This window comes from Ensifer sp. NPDC090286 (assembly GCF_044769565.1).
GTDB lineage: Bacteria > Pseudomonadota > Alphaproteobacteria > Rhizobiales > Rhizobiaceae > Ensifer.
This window is the reverse complement of record NZ_JBIVYF010000007.1, coordinates 399,652-419,173: the sequence shown is the minus strand read 5'-3', so window position 1 is coordinate 419,173 and position 19,522 is coordinate 399,652. Positions and strand designations below refer to the sequence as shown.

The window sequence follows — 19,522 nt, the reverse complement described above, 5'->3', positions numbered from 1 at the left end:
ATGGCACAGAGCGAACCCGTTGAAAACACTGCGGCGCCGCGCGGCCCATCGGACGCGCAAAGGTCGCCACAGCACTTTGGCTCCCCTTTAATCGAAGGGCTTTCGAGGGGAAATACAGCAGGCACAAACGCGAAAAACCCGGCCACAAGGACCGGGTTTCACGTGAATCATAGCCGACAATGTTTATTCGGCGGCGATCTTGGTGCCCGGAGCAGCGTCGCGGACGCTGCCGTCCACATGGCTCTCGAACTTGGCGAAGTTCGTGATGAACATGTCGACGAGGCGGCGGGCCTGTGCGTCATAGGCTGCACCGTCGGCCCAGGTCGAGCGCGGGTCGAGGATGCCGTCGTCGACGCCCGGAACCGAGACCGGAACGGCAAAGCCGAAGTTGGCGTCGGTGCGCAGTTCCGAAGCGTTCAGCGAGCCGTCAAGGGCGGCCGCGAGCAGAGCGCGCGTCACCTTGATCGGCATGCGGCTGCCGGTGCCGTAGGCGCCGCCGGTCCAGCCGGTGTTGACCAGCCAGCAGGTGACGCCGTTCTTGGCGATCAGGTCCTTCAAGAGGTTGCCGTATTCCGACGGGTGACGCGGCATGAACGGCGCGCCGAAGCAGGTCGAGAAGGTAGCTTCCGGCTCGGTGACGCCCTTTTCGGTGCCGGCGACCTTGGCGGTGTAGCCGGACAGAAAGTGGTACATCGCCTGTTCCGGCGTCAGCTTGGCGATCGGCGGCATCACGCCGAAGGCGTCGGCCGTCAGCATGATGATGGTGCGCGGCTGCGGTGCGGTGCCGGTGTCGCTGGCGTTCGGGATGAAGTCGAGCGGATAGGCGCAACGGGTATTTTCCGTCAGCGAACCGTCGTCGAAATCAGGCACGCGGCGCTCGTCGAGCACGACGTTTTCCATGACCGTGCCGAAGCGGCGGGTCGTGGCGTAGATTTCCGGCTCGGCCGCTTCCGACAGGCGGATCGCCTTGGCGTAGCAACCGCCCTCGAAGTTGAAGACGCCCTGCTCGCCCCAGCCGTGCTCGTCGTCGCCGATCAGCGTGCGGGTCGGATCGGCCGAAAGCGTCGTCTTGCCGGTGCCGGAAAGGCCGAAGAAGATCGCGGTGTCGCCGGCCGGGCCGACGTTTGCCGAGCAGTGCATCGGCATGACGCCCTTCTTCGGCAGCAGGTAGTTGAGGACGGTGAAGACCGACTTCTTCATCTCGCCGGCATAGGAGGTGCCGCCGATGAGGATCAGGCCGTTGGTGAAATCGCAGGCGATGACCGTCTCGGTGCGGCAGCCGTAGCGCTCCGGATCAGCCTTGAAGCTCGGCAGATCGATGATCGTCAGCTTCGGCAGGAAGGCGCCGAGCGCTTCGCGGGCCGGACGAATCAGCAGGTTGCGGATGAACAGCGAATGCCAAGCGTACTCGGTCACGACGCGCGTCGGCAGCGCGTTGTCGGCGTCGGCGCCGCCAACCAGGTCCTGCACGTAGAGCGACATGCCCTTGGCATGCTCGAGCATGTCCTTGCGCAGCAGAGCGAAATGCTCCGGCGACATTGGTTTGTTGTTGTCCCACCAGATCTGGTCGTCGGTGTTCGCATCGCGAACGACGAACTTATCCTTCGGCGAGCGACCGGTGTGCTGGCCGGTGCGGGCAACGAGCGCACCGTGTGCCGTCAGTTCGGCCTCGCCGCGGCGAAGAGCTTCCTCATAAAGCTCTGCGGCTTCGAGGTTGTACCGAACCGTTTCCAGGTCGATAAAGCCGAGTTTTTCCAAGCCGTTCGCGAGATTGCGAGTGCCGAGTTGCTCCATGGTCAAGCTTCCTTCGTGTTTGGCCATTGGCGTTGAATTTCGCCGGACCTTACTTGCATGCTCGCTCAAAAACAAGGCGACGTCAAAAAAAGAATAATGATTTCAGTATATTAATCGATTTAAAGAAAATTATCGTTTTTTTAATCGGTTGAAATCGACATCCCGAACACCGATCTGACGGGACCTATCCTATCGTTACGACAGGTGCTTTTTGGGCTTCGCCACAATTTGTTCCACCTTTATACTCACTAACGCACCCGTGACTCGCGAATGCCGGAGTTTCGGGGACGGGACCGGCACCTCAAAAGACGGAGTTGAACACGATGCAGACCATCGCGCTTGTCGATGATGACCGGAATATTCTGACGTCCGTATCCATCGCCCTGGAGGCGGAGGGCTACAAGGTCGAGACCTATACCGACGGCGCTTCCGCGCTCGAAGGTCTGCTCGCCCGGCCGCCGCAGCTTGCGATCTTCGACATCAAGATGCCGCGCATGGACGGCATGGAATTGCTGCGCCGCCTGAGGCAGAAGTCGGACCTGCCGGTGATCTTTCTCACTTCCAAGGATGAAGAGATCGACGAACTTTTCGGCCTGAAGATGGGCGCCGACGACTTCATCACCAAGCCGTTCTCGCAGCGCCTGCTGGTCGAACGCGTCAAGGCGATCCTGCGCCGCGCCGCCAACCGCGAAGCCGCGGCGGCCAACACGAACAATACCGTCAAGGCAACCGACGCGCCGTCGCGCTCGCTCGAGCGTGGGCAGCTGGTGATGGACCAGGAGCGCCACACCTGCACCTGGAAGAGCGAGCCGGTGACGCTGACGGTGACGGAATTCCTCATTCTTCATTCGCTGGCGCAGCGCCCGGGCGTGGTAAAGAGCCGCGACGCACTGATGGACGCGGCCTATGACGAACAGGTCTATGTCGACGACCGCACCATCGACAGCCACATCAAGCGGCTGCGCAAGAAGTTCAAGATGGTCGACAACGACTTCGACATGATCGAGACGCTTTACGGTGTCGGCTATCGTTTCCGGGAGAGTGCCTGAGCCACGGGGCTTGCCATTGCGCCCAGAGTGGCGCATTTGAAGCGGCGCGATGGTGACGGCCTCCTGTGAGGCTCGACACGATCTCCGCCCTCTTCGGATCAAAACCATGGAAGGCGGCGCAACCGGCCGGCAGCGCCGCCGCCATCGAACGATTATGAAGGACAGTCCGCGCGGGAGCGGGACATTTGGTAGAAGTCTTGCAGGGCGACATTGAAGACAATGACGGGCGTGCCCAGGCACTGAAGGGCCAGCGCCGCTGGGCGCATCCCTTCACGCTCATTCGTCGTCTCTTCGGCAATGCCGTCTTCTCGAGCCTCACCCGCCGTATCGTCTTCTTCAACCTGGTAGCGCTCGTCGTTCTGGTCGGCGGCATCATGTACCTCAACCAGTTCCGCGAGGGGCTGATCGATGCGCGCGTCGAAAGCCTTTTGACCCAGGGCGAAATCATCGCCGGCGCGATCTCGGCCTCCGCTTCCGTCGATACCAATTCGATCACCATCGATCCCGAAAAGCTGCTGGAACTGCAGGCCGGCCAGAGCATCACGCCGCTGCCGAGCGACGAGGACCTCGACTTCCCGATCATCCAGGAACGCGTCGCGCCAGTTCTAAGGCGCCTGATCTCGCCGACGCGCACCCGCGCCCGCCTGTTCGATGCGGACGCCGACCTGCTGCTCGATTCGCGCCATCTCTATAGCGGCGGCCAGGTGCTGCGCTTCGACCTGCCGCCGATCGAGCCGGAATCGACGGGCATCGGCGAAAAGCTCAACAGCTGGCTGAACAAGCTTTTGCAGCCGGGCAACCTGCCGCTCTACAAGGAACCGCCGGGTGGCAACGGCTCGATCTATCCCGAGGTCACCAATGCGCTGACGGGCGTGCGCGGCTATGTCGAACGCGTTACCGAGAAGGGCGAGCTCATCGTTTCCGTGGCGGTGCCTGTTCAGCGCTTCCGCGCCGTTCTCGGCGTGCTCCTGCTTTCGACCCAGGCCGGCGACATCGACAAGATCGTCCAGGCTGAGCGTCTCGCCATCATCCGCGTCTTCGGCGTCGCGGCCCTCGTCAACATCATCCTGTCGCTGCTTCTGTCGTCGACGATCGCCAATCCGCTGCGGCGCCTGGCTGCAGCCGCCGTGCGCGTGCGCCGCGGCGGCGCCAAGGAGCGCGAGGAAATTCCCGACTTCTCCTCGCGCCAGGACGAGATCGGCAACCTTTCGGTCGCGCTGCGTGAGATGACGACTGCGCTCTACGACCGGATCGCCGCGATCGAGAACTTTGCCGCCGACGTCAGCCACGAGCTGAAAAATCCCCTCACCTCGTTGCGCAGCGCCGTCGAGACGCTGCCTTTGGCGCGCACCGACGAATCGAAGAAGCGGCTAATGGATGTCATCCAGCACGACGTCCGGCGCCTCGACCGCCTGATCAGCGATATCTCCGACGCCTCGCGTCTCGACGCGGAACTTGCCCGCAGCGACGCCAAGACGATCGATCTGGAAAAACTTCTCGGCGACCTCGTCGATATCTCGCGCCAGGTCCGCAGCAAGAAGAAGTCGGTGCTGCTCGACTTCGTCATCGACCGCAAGGACAGCCCCAAGGCGCGCTTTGCCGTCAGCGGCTACGACCTGCGCATCGGCCAGATCATTACCAACCTGATCGAAAACGCCCGGTCCTTCGTGCCCGAGGACGGCGGGCGGATCGTCGTGCGCCTGACGCGCTCGCGCTCACGCTGCCTCGTCTATATCGAGGACAATGGTCCCGGCATCCAGGCCGAAGACATCGACCGCATTTTCGAGCGCTTCTATACCGACCGTCCGGAAGGCGAGGACTTTGGCCAGAATTCCGGCCTCGGGCTGTCGATCTCCAGGCAGATCGCCGAAGCCCATGGCGGCACGCTCAAGGCCGAAAACATCGCCGGACCGGATGGCCGTATCGCCGGCGCCCGCTTCATCCTGTCCCTTCCCGCCGAGCCGCACGCGTGACAACAGCCCGCGCCAATGTCCACGGCACTGCGATCGTGCTCGGGACGCGCGGCTTCCTGATCACCGGGCCGTCCGGCTCCGGCAAATCCAGACTGGCGCTCGCCTGCATCACGGCCGCCCGGCAGGCCGGACATTTTGCAGCGCTGGTCGCCGATGACCGAGTGGATCTTACGCTCGAACACGACCGGATCGTGGCGCGCTGCCCGCCCTCCATTCACGGCCTTATCGAAATCCGCGGCGCCGGGATCGGCACGATCGAAACCGTGCCCAGCGCCGTGATGGACTGGGCCTTGCTACCCATCAGCGCCCCATTCGACCCGCGCCTACCGCCTGATGATGAGACATTGCCCCTGCCACTCGGGCGAGCATTGCCGATTGTTCGCGTTCCCGTTGAAGATGGCGCACAGGTTCTCAATATTTTGCAGGCGCTCATCGCTGAAAAAATAGGTTTCTAGCCCGATTTACCGTCAGCGCGACCGGTTTTTCGGCATTTTTGGCTTGCACTTCCCCTTTTCCTTGCCAAGATGCCCTCCCCAACAGGTGGACGAAATTGCTGCATTGCGATATCTGGCCATCAGTGAATTGCGTGTGCAGTTGGAGCGAAGATACCCATGATCGGACTTGTGCTTGTCACCCATGGCAAGCTGGCTGAGGAATTTCGACATGCGCTTGAGCATGTTGTCGGTCCGCAAAAAGCTATAGAGACCGTCTGCATCGGCCCCGAGGACGACATGGACCAGCGTCGGCAGGATATCCTCGACGCGGTCACCAATGTCGACGAAGGCAACGGCGTGATCATTCTCACCGACATGTTCGGCGGGACCCCTTCCAACCTCGCCATCTCGGTAATGCGCAGCGGCACGGTCGAAGTGATCGCCGGCGTCAACCTGCCGATGCTGATCAAGCTCGCCGGCGTGCGCGGCGAGAGCGACATGGACAAGGCACTGGTCGAGGCCTCGGAAGCCGGACGGAAGTACATCAACGTCGCCAGCCGCGTCCTGAGTGGAAAGTAATGGATCACCGCCCCGACATGTCGCTGACGCGCGAACTGCTGATCATCAACAAGCGAGGCCTGCATGCGCGGGCGTCAGCAAAGTTCGTGCAGACGGTCGAGGCCTATGACGCCGAGATCACCGTTTCGAAGGACGGCATGACCGTTGGCGGAACCTCGATCATGGGGCTGATGATGCTGGCCGCCAGCACCGGCTGCAGCGTTTGCGTGACGGCCAGCGGCGTGCAGGCCGAAGAGGCGCTGAATGCGCTCGACGCGCTGGTCGCCGACAAGTTCGGCGAAGAAATCTGACAGCAATATAAAGATATAAAGACTTCTTTATATCACGGTTGCTCTTCACCCTGAATCCTGATAGATCGGTCGCACTCTCACCGCGTCGTATAGGCGTGGGAGGCATAATCGCGCCGCGGCGATGGCCCAAGGCCGCGCGGCTTGAAGAGATCAGCCCGGAGAACTCCATGACCACCACTCAGGACTACATTGTCGCCGACATCGGACTCGCCGATTTCGGACGCAAGGAAATTGCGATCGCCGAAACGGAAATGCCGGGCCTGATGGCCTGCCGCGAAGAGTTTGGCGCTTCGAAGCCGCTGAAGGGCGCGCGCATCACCGGCTCGCTGCACATGACCATCCAGACCGCCGTCCTCATCGAGACGCTGGTTGCGCTGGGCGCCGACGTGCGCTGGGCCTCCTGCAACATCTTCTCGACCCAGGATCACGCCGCAGCCGCAATCGCCGCCAGCGGCGTTCCGGTCTTCGCCGTCAAGGGTGAGACGCTCGAAGAATACTGGACCTACACGGACAAGATCTTCCAGTGGGCCGACGGCGGCGTTTCCAACATGATCCTCGACGATGGTGGCGACGCCACCATGTACATCCTGCTCGGCGCCCGCGCCGAAGCCGGCGAGGACGTGCTTTCGAACCCGGGTTCGGAAGAAGAAGAAATCCTCGTCGCACAGATCAAGAAGCGCCTTGCCGCTTCGCCGGGCTGGTTCACCAAGCAGCGCGACGCGATCAAGGGCGTGACCGAAGAAACCACCACCGGCGTCAACCGTCTGTATCAGCTCCAGGCCAAGGGCCTGCTGCCGTTCCCGGCGATCAACGTCAACGACAGCGTTACCAAGTCGAAGTTCGACAACAAGTACGGCTGCAAGGAATCGCTGGTTGACGGTATCCGTCGCGGCACCGACGTGATGATGGCCGGCAAGGTCGCCGTTGTCTGCGGTTACGGCGACGTCGGCAAGGGTTCGGCTGCCTCGCTCTCGGGCGCCGGCGCCCGCGTCAAGGTCACAGAAATCGACCCGATCTGCGCGCTCCAGGCTGCCATGGACGGTTTCGAAGTCGTTCAGCTCGAAGACGTCGTTTCTTCGGCCGACATCTTCATCACGACGACCGGCAACAAGGACGTCATCCGCATGGACCACATGCGCGAGATGAAGGACATGGCGATCGTCGGCAACATCGGCCACTTCGACAACGAGATCCAGGTCTCGGCTCTGCGTAACCTCAAGTGGACGAACATCAAGCCGCAGGTCGACATGATCGAGTTCCCGAAGGGCAACCGCATGATCCTTCTGTCGGAAGGTCGCCTGCTCAACCTCGGCAACGCCACCGGTCACCCGTCCTTCGTGATGTCGGCCTCGTTCTCCAACCAGGTCCTGGCTCAGATCGAGCTCTTCACCAAGGGTGAGAAGTACAAGAACGAAGTCTATGTCCTGCCGAAGGCGCTCGACGAGAAGGTCGCTCGCCTGCACCTGAAGAAGCTCGGCGCCAAGCTCTCGGAACTTTCCGAAGAGCAGGCCGACTACATCGGCGTGAAGACCCAGGGCCCGTTCAAGGCTGAGCACTACCGGTACTAATCGTTACCCGGGCAATCCACAACATCTTGTGGCCGCGTTCTTGACAAGAGAGCGCGGCCGCTTTTTTGGGCCTCTCCCTTCCCGACGATTCGACTAGGAAGTATGCTCTAACCCATTGATTCGTGATGCCGGTGCGGACCTTGGGCATCGCGGATGGGATGTCTTGTCGAATTAGCGGCAAACAGACGGAGACAGACCGGGGATGCAAGCGGAACTGACGCGGACCCTTGAACAGGGCCCCGGTGGAACTGTGCAAGGCGCAGCAAGGCCGGCAGCACCCTTCGGACAGACGGGGATGGCAGCGCCATGAACAAAGACCAGACAGATTTTCCGGCCATCCGCCGCAAGGGTCCGAAATTCCTGCGCCGCCTTTTGGCCGGCACCACGCTTTTCACCGCCACGGACGCACTGGCCCAGGTTGTCCCGCAAAAGGCCGGCATCTTCGGCTCGTCGGAGGTCGTCACCTTTTCCGTGCTGATCGGCGTCATTTCCGCCGCGATGATCTCGGCGATCTGGCTGATCCGCCAGCGCGGCAACATCGAGGCGGAAAACCGCGAGCTTAGGTCCGACCTTTCCGACGCCAACCAGCGCCTCTCGCGCTACCAGGCGCTGGTCGCCGACAAGAACCGCCGGATCGTCATCTGGGACGGACTGCTTGAACGCGCCGAACTGCTCGGCCAGCTGCCAGCGGAAACCGGCGCGCCTTCCGACGATCGCGACTTCCTGGCCTTCGGCCGCTGGGTCAAAGCGCAGTCCGCCGGCGAGCTGGAAAAATCGATCGAGGCGCTGCGCACCCAGGCCCGCAGCTTCGATCTCGTCATTGAAACACAGCGCAACGAAGTGCTGGAGGCTCAGGGACGCGTTTCCGGCGGCCGCGCCTTCGTGCGCTTCATCGCGCTCAACAACATGCGGGCGGAGCTCGCCGAACTGAAGCTCGAACACGATCGGCTCAATGCCGCGCTTCGCTCCTTCCATACGCTCCTCGACGCGATCGACCTGCCCGTCTGGCAGCGCGGCACCGACGGCGCGCTCGTCTGGGTCAACGAAGCCTATGCCGACGCCGTCGAGGCGCCCGATGTCACCACCGCCGTCGCGGAGAAGCGCGAACTGCTTGCGACCGTCGCGCGTGAAAAGATCCGGTCGGTCTCGACCTTCGATACGCCTTTCCACGACAAGGTCTCGACCGTCGTGCGCGGCAATCGCACCTTCTTCGACGTCGTCGACGCCCGCAGCGCTGCTGGTTCGGCCGGTATCGCAGTCGATATCTCGGGCATCGAGGCCGTGCGTGAAGAGCTCAACCGCACGCTCAAGAGCCATGCGGAAACGCTCGACCATCTGGCGACGCCCGTCGCGATCTTCGACGGCAACCAGCGTCTGCAGTTCTACAACCAGGCCTTCCAGCGCCTGTGGAACCTCGATATCGGCTTCCTCGAGCGCAAGCCGGACAACGGCGAAGTGCTCGACCGGCTGCGCGCCGGCGGCCAATTGCCGGAACAGCTCAACTGGAAACAGTGGAAGGCGAACGCGCTGTCGGTCTACCAGGCGCTCGACACGCAGAGCGACCTCTGGCACCTGCCGAACGGTCAGACGCTGCGGGTCTTTGCAACCGCCCGTCCGCAGGGTGGCGTTACCTGGGTGTTCGAGAACCTGACCGAGAAGGTTGATCTCGAAACGCGCTACAACACCCTCGTCCAGGTCCAGGGCGAAACCATCGATCATCTGGCCGAAGGCGTGGCCGTGTTCGGTCCGGACGGCCGCATCCGCCTGTCGAACCCAGCGTTTCGCGCGATCTGGGGTATCAGCGAGGCGGAAGCGAAACCCGGCACCCATATCCGGGCGATCGAACAGGCCTGCCTACTCTCCTACGACCAGCCGGACGGCTGGAAGCGCTTCACGCACATCATCACCAGCTTCGACGACGAACGGCCCTCGAGCCGCGGCATTCTCGAACTCCGCACCGGGCTGATCCTCGACTACGCCGTCATCCCGCTGCCGAACGCCCAGACAATGCTGACCTTCGTCAACATCACCGATAGCGTCAGGGTCGAGCGCGCGCTCACCGAAAAGAACGAGGCGCTGCGCAAGGCCGACGCGCTGAAGAACGACTTCGTGCACCATGTATCCTATGAGCTGCGCTCGCCGCTCACCAACATCATCGGTTTCGCCGATCTCTTGAAGACGCCTGCCTTCGGCGACCTCAACGAGCGCCAGGCCGAATATGTCGAGCACATCGCCACGTCCTCGTCGCTGCTTCTGACGATTGTCAACGACATCCTCGATCTTGCGACCGTCGATGCCGGTATCGTCCAGCTCGACCTCGCCGACATCAGCCTGACGGACTTCCTCGACGACATCGCCCATCAGATGGCCGACCGGCTGATCGAGAGTGGCGTCACGCTGAGGATCGCAGCACCCGACAATCTCGGCCGGATGGTCGCCGATCAGCAGCGCCTGAAGCAGATCTTCGTCAAACTGCTCACCAATGCCGCGAACTTCGCGCCCGATGGCAGCGTCATCGAACTGGCCTGCCGCCGCGAGGGCAGCGACTTCATCTTCTCGGTCTCCGACAGCGGCCCCGGCATTCCGCAGGACGTGCTCGACACCGTCTTCAACCGCTTCGAAAGCCATGGCCAACGCGGCGGCGCCGGGCTCGGGCTTTCAATCGTCGAGAGCTTCGTCAGCCTGCATCACGGCACTGTCGCGATCCGCAGCAAGGAAGGCGAAGGCACGGAAGTAACCTGCCGCATTCCCTCGGCCGACGTGCCCTCCACCGTCGCGGCCGAATAATGCCGGCGATCGAACGCCATCTTGCGGACGAGGCGGCAACGATCGAGCTTGGTGAAGACCTGGCGCTCGCCCTGAAGCCTGGCGACTGCGTCGCCCTTTCGGGCGATCTCGGCGCCGGCAAATCCACTTTGGCACGCGCGTTTCTCAGAGCCGTCGCCGATGACGACGGCCTGGAAGTGCCGAGCCCGACCTTCACCCTAGTCCAGAGCTACGACCTGCGCATACCCGTCGCGCATTTTGACCTTTACCGGCTGGCCGATTCCAGCGAACTCGACGAACTCGGCTTCGATGAAGCCCTGTCGCAGGGCATCTGCCTGGTTGAGTGGCCGGAACGGGCGGACGACGCCCTGCCCTCAAGCCGCATCACGCTTGCCATCACCCACGAGAAGGACGGACGGCGCGTCGAAATTTCGGCACCTGATGCCACGCTACAGCGCATCGCCCGGACGCTGGCGATCCGCGCGTTTCTCGATACGAACGGACATTCGAAAGCGCGGCGCCGGCACCTGAGTGGCGACGCCTCGATCCGAGCCTATGAGCGCATTTACCCGGCGGATGGTTCCGTTAGCCGGATTCTGATGGATTCGCCGCGGCACAAGCCGGGCCCGATCCTTCAGGACGGCAAGTACTATCAGCAACTGGCGCACATCGCCGAGGATGTCGTTCCCTTCGTCGCCGTCGACCAGATGCTCATTGCCCGCGGCTTTGCGGCGCCTGAAATCTACGCCCGCAATCTCGATGAGGGCATCCTCCTGATCGAGGACCTCGGCTCGGGAGGCGTTCTCGATGCGAACGGAGAACCGATCGACGAACGCTACATCGAGAGCGCACGGCTGCTTGCCCGCCTGCACGCGGAACGGTCCGAGGCCGAGATCAGCGTCGAGCCGACTGTGATCCACCGCATTCCGGATTTCGACCGGACGGCGATGAAGATCGAGACGCGGCTCCTGACCGACTGGTATCTCCCCTGGAAACGCGGCGAAGCGGCAAGCGACGACGAAAAACGCGAATACGGCGAAATCTGGGGTGGCCTGATCGACCTTCTGCGGACCTCCGAAACCAATCTGCTGCTGCGCGACTTCCACTCGCCGAACATCATCTGGCGGGACGACCGCGAAGGCCTGGACCGGATCGGTCTCATCGACTTCCAAGACGCAATGATCGGCCCGACCGCCTATGATGTCGCGTCCCTGGTGCAGGATGCCCGCGTCACCATCGCGCCTTCGCTCGCAGGCCGGATGATGGAGACCTATCTCGCCGAACGGCGCGCCAGCGGCAGCTTCGACGAGGCAACGTTCCTGCGCGACTGGCACCTGATGTCGGCACAGCGCAACTGCAAGCTCGTCGGCATCTGGGTGCGGCTGATGCAGCGCGACGGCAAGCCCGGCTACATGAAACACATGCCGCGCACTTTCGCCTATCTTAAGGCGGCGCTTTCACATGAATCGCTGAAACCCTTGCACGACTGGTGTATGAAGACCGGAATCCTCGTTTCCGAATCAGCGAACTGACAGAGAATCAATGTCGATCAGCAATGCGATGGTGCTCGCCGCGGGCCTCGGCACCCGTCTTCGTCCGATCACCAACACGATGCCGAAGCCGCTCGTCGAGATCGCCGGCAAGCCGATGATCGACTACGTCCTGGACCTCCTGGTCGAGGCCGGCGTCAGCACGGCGGTGGTCAACGTTCACCACTTCGCCGACCAGATGGAAGGCCATCTCAGCCGACGCAGTGCCCCGGAGATCGTGATTTCGGACGAGCGCCAGGCCCTGATGAATTCCGGCGGCGGTCTCGCCAAGGGGCTGAAACTGCTGCCGGAAGGTCCGGTTCTGGTGATGAATGCCGATCTCTTCTGGGTCGGCGAGCCCAAGGGCAAGCCGAGCAACCTGGTGCGCCTCTCCGCCGCCTTCGACGCGGAGCGCATGGATATGCTGCTCCTGTGCGTGCGCGACGAGGATACGACCGGACACAACGGCAAGCGGGATTTCTCGCTGGGTGACGACGGCAAGCTCGCGCGTTACGCCGAAGGCCTGCCGAACCCGGTCGTCTATGCCGGTGCAATCGCGCTGCATTCCCGGCTCTTTGCCGACGCGCCCGACGACGCCTTCAATCTCAACATCTATTTCGATCGCGCCGCCGAAGAGGGCCGTCTTTACGGCCTGCTGCTCGACGGTCACTGGATGACAGTCGGAACGCCCGAGGCGATCGGCGAAGCGGAGGCGGCGATCCGCCGCCACCAGCCGGAGGGATGAGCGTGCGTGGCCGCCGGTCCAACGTCTTCACGATCCCGCCCGGTCTCCCCTTCCTGAAGACGCTCGCCGAAAAGCTTTGTGACGGTAGCCTGACCCCGGACTTCCGCTACGACCCGGCCGATCCCCTGCCGCTCGCGGGGGTAACGATCTTCGTGCCGACGCGGCGCTCGGCCCGCGTGCTCCGGTCCGAGTTCGTCGACCTGCTCGGCGGCCGCTCCACCATCCTGCCCACCATCAAGGCGCTCGGCGAGACCGAAGACGACAGCGGCTTCTTCGATGCCGAGGTACCGGCGATCCTCGATCTGGCTCCGCCCCTTCCCGGCACCGCACGCCTGATCGAGCTTGGCCGGCTGATCCTCGCCTGGCGCAATCGGCTGCCGAAGGTGGTGCTCGACATCCATGCGGAGAGCCCGCTGATTGCGCCGGCAAGTCCCGCCGATGCGATCTGGCTTGCGCGCAACCTTGCCGACCTCGTCGACGCGATGGAAACGGAAGAGCTCAACTGGGACAAGCTCGACAAACTCGATGCAGGCGAACATGCGCTCTGGTGGCAGCTGACGCTCGAATTCCTGAAGATCGCCCGTAGCTACTGGCCGGAGCGGCTCGAGGAGCTGAAACAATCCTCGCCCGCGCGCCACCGCAACGCCATCCTGCAGGCCGAGACGCAGCGCATCGCCGACGGCAAGCTCGAGGGACCGATCATCATTGCCGGCTCGACCGGCTCCATTCCCGCAACGGCTGCACTTATTGCCGCCGTGCAGAAGCTGCCCAATGGCACGATCGTACTGCCTGGCCTCGACCAGACGATGAGCGAGGCCGAATGGGACATGATCGTCACTGATGCCGCCCTTGACGGCAGGCCGGACCCGGCAAGCCGCAGCCACCCGCAATACGGCTTCTACCGGCTGCTGAAGCGCATGGCCGTTCTGCGGCCCGACGTAGTCACCTTGGCCAGCGCCGAGGTCGATCTCGACTTCCGCGCCGAGATCCTGTCGCACGCACTTCTGCCGGCCAAGGCGACTAATGCCTGGACCGAGATGCGCAGCGAACTGGATCCGGCGTTGCTGCAGAGGGCTTTCGAGGATGCAGCGCTCATCGAAACCGCCAACGAGCGCGAGGAAGCGGCCGCAATCGCGGTCGCCTTGCGGCTCGCGCTCGAAGGCAGCGACGAGAGCCAGGCGGCGCTGATCACGCCGGACCGCAATCTCGCACGGCGGGTCGGCGCCGAGCTTGCCCGCTTCGGCATCGAGGCCGACGATTCCGCCGGCACGCCTCTCACCGCGACGCCACAGGGCAGCCTGCTCCGGCTGCTGCTGGAAGCCTGCCTGCGCCCCGGCGATCCCGTGCCGTTCGTCGCGTTGCTCAAGCATCCGCTGGCCCGCTTCGGGCTTGCCCGCGACAGGATGCGCGAAGGCGCCGACGCGCTGGAACGCATGGCACTGCGCGGCAGCACCGCGACAGTCGATCTGCTGGCCCTCGAAGCTGTGCTCGACGCGGCGATCGTCCAGCACAAGGCCGATCGCCACCCGCCGGAATGGCGCATCGGCATCGGTGATGACGCGCTTCAGGCCGCCCGCGACGTGGCGGCGAAGATCAGTCTCGCGGTCGCACCGCTTGCCTCCGCGCTGACGCGCAGCCGGGACGGCAGCCGCGTGTTCTCGGACGAGTTCAGCTTTGCCGACTGGGCGATGCGCACCGGCGAGGCCCTGGAAGCGGCCTGCGCCGATGAGCGCGGCGACCTCGGCGGACTCTGGTCCGGCGAGGCCGCCGATACGCTCGCAACCCTCCTTCGCGGCATCATCGAAACCGACGGCCAGATGACTGCGGACGGGCCGCAATGGTGCGATGTTGTCGAGGCACTGTCGGCCAGCGCCTCGGTCAAACCGCGCTCCATGCGCCATCCGCGGGTGTTCATCTTCGGCGCGCTGGAATCGCGCCTGCAGAGCATGGACCTGGTGGTTCTCGGCGGCCTGAACGAGGGCAACTGGCCGGGCCAGACCGCCAACGATCCCTTCCTGTCGCGCACCATGAAGACCGGCATCGGTCTCGAGCCGCCGGAACGACGGATCGGCCAGCTTGCGCATGACTTCCAGATGGCCTGCGGCACACGGAGGCTGATCTTCACTCGCTCGATGCGCCAGGGCGCAGCACCGACCGTCGCCTCGCGCTGGCTGCAGCGACTGCTGGCGCTCGGCGGCGAGCGGCTGACGCAAGTGCTGCACGCCAATGGCGCCGACTATCTCGCCTGGGCCCGCATGCTGGACGATGGCGGCCGCCAGCCGCTGGCCGAGCGCCCTGCCCCCAAGCCACCGGCCGACCTGCAGCCGCGCAAATACTCCTTCAGCGAAGTGTCGCGACTGCGGCGCGACCCCTATGCGATCTATGCGCGACGCATTCTTCGGCTGCACCCGCTGCTGCCATTCAACAGCGACCCCGGCCCGGCCGAGCGCGGCACGCTCTACCACCAGATCGTCGAACGTTTCGTGCGCTCCGGCGTCGATCTGATGTCGCCGTCGGCCGAAGAAATCATGCACCGGCTGCTGAACGAGGCTTTTAACGAGGCGCGACTGCCCACCCATATCGACACGATCTGGCGCCCACGCTTCGCGGCCGTCGGTCTGGCCTTCATCAAATGGGAGCGCGAGCGCGCACGCTTCATCCGCCGATCGCGCACCGAAGTCGCGGCATCGATGGAACTCGGCGTCGCCGACATGCGGCTGACCGGCATTGCCGACCGGCTCGACACGCTGACCGACGGCAGCGTCGAGATCATCGACTACAAGACCGGCTCCAGCCCATCGACCAAGGAAGCGCGCGTGCTGCTCGACCCGCAGCTGGCGCTGGAAGCGGCCGCGCTCAAGGCAGGCGCCTTCAAGGACATGCCGCCCAGCCACCCGCAGTCACTGCTCTATGTCCGGCTCAAGCCCGGCGCACGCTTCAAATCGGAGGCGGTCAACAACGAAGGCAGCAAGTCGAAGGAGACGAAGTCCGCCGATCAGCTTGCGGACGAGTCGCTTGCCGAACTCAGGAAGCTGCTGGCTGCGCTGCTCTCCGGAAAACATGGCTTTGCCTCGCGCGTGATTGTTCAGAAAGAGCGCGATTACGGCGGCGAATACGACCATTTGGCGCGCGTAGCCGAATGGTCGACGGCCGACAGCGAAGAGGAGGATGGCGATGAGGGATGACAGCCTCGGCCCCGAGCAGGCGACGCCTCAGGGCTGGCTCGACTGGACCTCGCGCCGGCAGTCGCTGGCTTCGGACCCGGACCGCTCCGCCTGGGTGTCGGCCAATGCCGGCTCCGGCAAGACCCATGTGCTGACCCAGCGGGTGATCCGGCTGCTGCTTGCCGGCTGCCGCCCATCGGCGATCCTGTGCCTCACCTATACCAAGGCGGCGGCGTCCGAAATGTCGAACCGCGTCTTCGAACGGCTGGCCGAATGGGTAACGCTCGACGACGCGACGCTGGAAAAGCGGATCGAGGCGATCGAGGGCGAACGGCCCGGGCGTTTGAAGCTGCAGGAGGCGCGCCGCCTGTTTGCCCGCGCGCTGGAGACCCCGGGCGGCCTGAAGATCCAGACGATCCACGCCTTTTGCGAGGCGCTGCTGCACCAGTTCCCGCTGGAGGCCAACGTCGCCGGCCATTTCTCAGTTCTCGACGATCGCGCGGCTGCGGTTCTGCTGGCCGATGCGCGCCGGCTGCTGCTGACCGCGACCGCGGCCAAGGACGATCCGGCGCTTGCCCACGCCTTTGCCACCGTGCTCGACATCGCCGACGATACCGGCCTGGAAAAACTTCTGGCCGCAATCGTCGAAAACCGAACCGCGATCCAGGTCTTTCTCGAACATGCCGACGGGCTCGGCGGCACCGAGGCCGAGCTGCGCCGGGCGCTGAAGCTAGTCCCGGGGGAAAGCGTCGACAGCGCCATGGCGACGATCTGGCCCTTGGCGGGTCTGAACGGCGCGGCCCTTGAGCGGTACTTCTCGCTCGCCGCCAGCGTCGGCGGCACGAAGGTGCTCGACTTCGCGGAGGGACTGCGGACCGTTTCGAAGATGACGGACCTCAGCGCGCGCTATGACGGCCTGCGTCATCTGTTCTTCACCGGCACCGGCAAGCCGCGGGCGCAATCCGCCTTCCTCAACAAGGCGATGCAGCAGGCTGCCCCCGATCTCATTGACCTCTTGGACGAGGCGCATCGCCATGTCGTCGCCTGCATCGATCACATCAGCATCCTCCGCATGTTCGAGGCGACGCTGGCGGCGCTGACGCTCGCCGAGCGGCTGAATGCCGACTATGAGGAACTGAAGCGGCGGCGCAGCCAGCTCGATTTCGAAGATCTGATCAACCGGACGGCAGCGCTCTTTGCCCGCGGCGATGTCAGCGCCTGGGTGCACTATAAGCTCGATCAGGGCATCGACCATATCCTCGTCGACGAGGCGCAGGACACCAGCCCGGCGCAGTGGACGATCATCCAAGCACTGGCTTCGGATTTCTTCTCGGGCGAGAGCGCACGCGGTGCCGCCCGCACGATGTTTGCCGTCGGTGACGAGAAACAGTCGATCTACTCGTTCCAGGGTGCGCGTCCGGAGCGGTTTTCGCGCGAGAGCCAGGAAACCGAGCGCAGGGTGCGCGACGGCGGCAAGGCTTTCGAGCCGATCCGCCTGCAGCTTTCCTTCCGCTCGACCGTCGACGTGCTTTCGGCCGTCGACGCCGTCTTTGCCAATCCGGCGCATGCGCGGGGCCTCAGCGCCCGCAGCGAGCCGGTGGTGCATGCTTCGAACCGCATCGGCCATCCCGGCGCCGTCGACATCTGGGACGTGATCGCCGCCGAACCGGTGGATACGGACGAGGAATGGACCGCCGCCTTCGACGCGACACCGGAGAGCGCGCCGGTCAATATCCTCGCCCGGCGGATCGCGGCCACGCTGGAAAGCTGGATCGGCAAGGAGACGATCGTCGAGAAGGGTGTTCGCCGGCCGATGCGTCCGGGCGACGTCATCGTGCTGGTTCGCAAACGCGACGCCTTTGTCAACGCGCTGACGAGAGCGCTCAAGCGCCGCAACAACATCCCCGTCGCCGGCGCCGACCGGTTGGTGCTCACCAAGCATATTGCCGTGCAGGACCTGCTCGCCCTTGGGCGGTTCGTGCTTTTGCCGCAGGACGACCTGTCGCTGGCCGCGCTGATGAAGAGCCCGCTGTTCAACCTCGGCGAGGACGCGCTGTTCGAACTCGCGGCGCGGCGCGGCGAGGGCGAAAGCCTCTGGCAGCGGCTGCAGCACGAAGCCGATGACGGCATCCTGTTTCACCAGACGTCGCGAACGCTGAAATCCTACATGGCGCTCGCAAGCCAGTTGGCGCCGCACGACTTCTATGCCCGCGTCCTCGGCGTGCATGGCGGCCGCGCCGCCTTTCTCGCGCGTCTCGGCACCGAGGTCAGCGACATTCTCGACGAGTTCCTGACCTTCGCGCTCGACCAGGAGCGAAGCGGCCTGCCCGGCCTGCAGGCCTTCGTCTCGACGCTGGAAATGGAAGCACCGACGGTCAAGCGCGAGCAGGACAAGGAACGCGACGAAGTCCGGATCATGACGGTGCACGCAGCCAAGGGCCTGGAAGCGCCGGTCGTCTTCCTCGCCGATGGTGGCGGGGCGGCGTTCAGCAACCAGCATGTGCCCTCGCTCCGCTTTCTGGAACTCGCCCAGAGGGATGGCACCGTCCTGCCGCTTCCGGTGTGGCGCGCGCCGGGCGCGGAATCGAACTCGCTTATCAGCGCCGACGGCGAGCGCTTGAAGACGCTGGCAGAGGAGGAATATCGTCGCCTGCTCTATGTCGGCATGACCCGCGCCGCCGACCGCCTGATCGTCTGCGGTTATCGCGGCCAGCGGGCCGTGGCCGATACATGGCATGCCATGGTTCAGGCGAGCCTTGCCGGAGATGAAAGCGGCCGCGGCCACCCGACCAGCTTCCATGCCGGCGGCGAAGAATGGTCTGGCCATGCCTGGCGCGACAAACAGCTCGAGCGCGATCTGCCCTCCGGCGATGCGCTCTCGGCCGATTCCGGCCGTCCCGCAACCGCGCTGCCGAAGGCACTTTCGACGCCGTTACCGCCGCAAAAGCGGCTGCCGCGCCCGCTCACCCCTTCCGGCGTCGGCATTGCGGTCGACGAGGATGACGGCGATGCGCTCGTCGGCTCGGCTCTTTTCTCGGAAAAGGCGCCGGCAAATCTCTCGATGCTGCGGGGCGCCATCCTGCACCGTCTGCTGCAGGTTCTGCCCTCGATGACGGAAGACGATCGCCGGGCCGCGGCCGAACGCTATCTCGAACGATCCGTGCCCAGCTGGCCGCCGGCTCAGCGCGCCGCACTGATCGCCAGCATCGAAACGGTGCTCGCCCATCCGGACCTCGGCGCAGTGTTCTCGGCGAGCAGCCGGGCCGAGGTTTCGGTCATGGGCACGCTGACGCTCGGCAAGCGCGAGCATGCGGTTTCCGGCCGGATCGACCGGCTGGCCGTCGGCGATGGCGTCGTGACGATTGCCGACTTCAAGACCAACCGGCAGGTGCCGGTATCGCCCGGCGACATTCCCTTCGCTTACACGGCACAGCTTGCAATCTACCGCGCCCTCCTGCAGCCGCTTTATCCGGCGCATGCGTTTCGATGCGTGTTGATCTTCACCGAGGGGCCGGCAATCCACGTCGTTCCCGATCAAGCGCTCGACAGGAGCCTTGAAGACCTCGCGACAAAGTGAGATACCCGATATTGAAAATCCAGCGGTGCCTTCTCACATGAGACACAACATCTG

At 64.1% G+C, this 19,522-nt stretch carries 12 protein-coding genes; 11 read left to right on the top strand and 1 reads right to left on the bottom strand.

The genetic code is table 11. The features are described from left to right. Window positions 1-183 precede the first annotated feature (183 nt). Window positions 184-1,794: a phosphoenolpyruvate carboxykinase gene (locus ACIQUG_RS30815; RefSeq protein WP_402326033.1), complete on the bottom strand. Its 1,611-nt coding sequence runs from the start codon at window positions 1,792-1,794 to the stop codon at window positions 184-186. Between the two features lie 323 nt (window positions 1,795-2,117). On the opposite strand from ACIQUG_RS30815, the gene chvI reads away from it, so the two are divergent. The 11 genes from chvI (at window position 2,118) to addA (ending at window position 19,468) form a co-directional block, all read left to right on the top strand. After that, entirely contained in the window at window positions 2,118-2,843 is a 726-nt protein-coding gene (chvI, locus tag ACIQUG_RS30810; RefSeq protein WP_043626797.1) for a two-component system response regulator ChvI, read from the top strand. Window positions 2,844-3,082: 239 nt separating this feature from the next. Beyond that, a complete protein-coding gene (locus ACIQUG_RS30805) occupies window positions 3,083-4,816 on the top strand; it encodes a sensor histidine kinase (RefSeq protein ID WP_246765060.1) in 1,734 nt (577 codons plus the stop codon). Continuing rightward, entirely contained in the window at window positions 4,813-5,271 is a 459-nt protein-coding gene (locus ACIQUG_RS30800; protein ID WP_402326032.1) for an HPr kinase/phosphorylase, read from the top strand. Before ACIQUG_RS30805 ends, ACIQUG_RS30800 begins: the two co-directional genes overlap by 4 nt. Before the next feature lie 156 nt (window positions 5,272-5,427). Further along, window positions 5,428-5,829 carry a PTS sugar transporter subunit IIA gene (locus ACIQUG_RS30795; protein WP_034801684.1) on the top strand — a complete coding sequence of 134 codons (402 nt, stop codon included), beginning with the start codon at window positions 5,428-5,430 and terminating at the stop codon, window positions 5,827-5,829. Next, window positions 5,829-6,119, top strand: coding sequence for an HPr family phosphocarrier protein (locus ACIQUG_RS30790; protein WP_402326030.1), 291 nt, complete (start codon window positions 5,829-5,831; stop codon window positions 6,117-6,119). Before ACIQUG_RS30795 ends, ACIQUG_RS30790 begins: the two co-directional genes overlap by 1 nt. Before the next feature lie 167 nt (window positions 6,120-6,286). Continuing rightward, the gene (ahcY, locus tag ACIQUG_RS30785) at window positions 6,287-7,687 is read left to right on the top strand and encodes an adenosylhomocysteinase (RefSeq protein ID WP_034801698.1); all 1,401 of its coding nucleotides are present in this window, start codon (window positions 6,287-6,289) and stop codon (window positions 7,685-7,687) included. Between the two features lie 306 nt (window positions 7,688-7,993). Next, entirely contained in the window at window positions 7,994-10,474 is a 2,481-nt protein-coding gene (locus tag ACIQUG_RS30780; protein ID WP_402326028.1) for an ATP-binding protein, read from the top strand. Further along, window positions 10,474-11,985 carry a tRNA (adenosine(37)-N6)-threonylcarbamoyltransferase complex ATPase subunit type 1 TsaE gene (tsaE, locus tag ACIQUG_RS30775; RefSeq protein WP_402326027.1) on the top strand — a complete coding sequence of 504 codons (1,512 nt, stop codon included), beginning with the start codon at window positions 10,474-10,476 and terminating at the stop codon, window positions 11,983-11,985. Before ACIQUG_RS30780 ends, tsaE begins: the two co-directional genes overlap by 1 nt. 10 nt (window positions 11,986-11,995) lie before the next feature. Next, window positions 11,996-12,727 carry a nucleotidyltransferase family protein gene (locus ACIQUG_RS30770; protein ID WP_402326025.1) on the top strand — a complete coding sequence of 244 codons (732 nt, stop codon included), beginning with the start codon at window positions 11,996-11,998 and terminating at the stop codon, window positions 12,725-12,727. 2 nt (window positions 12,728-12,729) lie between these two features. Continuing rightward, window positions 12,730-15,912 (top strand): double-strand break repair protein AddB, encoded by a 3,183-nt coding sequence (addB, locus tag ACIQUG_RS30765; protein ID WP_402326023.1) that lies wholly within the window; start codon window positions 12,730-12,732, stop codon window positions 15,910-15,912. Continuing rightward, window positions 15,902-19,468: a double-strand break repair helicase AddA gene (gene addA, locus ACIQUG_RS30760; RefSeq protein ID WP_402326022.1), complete on the top strand. Its 3,567-nt coding sequence runs from the start codon at window positions 15,902-15,904 to the stop codon at window positions 19,466-19,468. The genes addB and addA overlap by 11 nt, the downstream gene beginning before the upstream one ends. Window positions 19,469-19,522 lie beyond the last annotated feature (54 nt).

What these genes read in the sequence shown, in the direction of transcription:
- ACIQUG_RS30815 (WP_402326033.1), bottom strand. Translation starts at nt 1,794, where the DNA reads ATGGAGCAACTCGGCACTCGCAATCTCGCGAACGGCTTGGAAAAACTC.
- chvI (WP_043626797.1), top strand. Translation starts at nt 2,118, where the DNA reads ATGCAGACCATCGCGCTTGTCGATGATGACCGGAATATTCTGACGTCC.
- ACIQUG_RS30795 (WP_034801684.1), top strand. Translation starts at nt 5,428, where the DNA reads ATGATCGGACTTGTGCTTGTCACCCATGGCAAGCTGGCTGAGGAATTT.
- ACIQUG_RS30790 (WP_402326030.1), top strand. Translation starts at nt 5,829, where the DNA reads ATGGATCACCGCCCCGACATGTCGCTGACGCGCGAACTGCTGATCATC.
- ahcY (WP_034801698.1), top strand. Translation starts at nt 6,287, where the DNA reads ATGACCACCACTCAGGACTACATTGTCGCCGACATCGGACTCGCCGAT.
- ACIQUG_RS30780 (WP_402326028.1), top strand. Translation starts at nt 7,994, where the DNA reads ATGAACAAAGACCAGACAGATTTTCCGGCCATCCGCCGCAAGGGTCCG.
- tsaE (WP_402326027.1), top strand. Translation starts at nt 10,474, where the DNA reads ATGCCGGCGATCGAACGCCATCTTGCGGACGAGGCGGCAACGATCGAG.
- ACIQUG_RS30770 (WP_402326025.1), top strand. Translation starts at nt 11,996, where the DNA reads ATGTCGATCAGCAATGCGATGGTGCTCGCCGCGGGCCTCGGCACCCGT.
- addA (WP_402326022.1), top strand. Translation starts at nt 15,902, where the DNA reads ATGAGGGATGACAGCCTCGGCCCCGAGCAGGCGACGCCTCAGGGCTGG.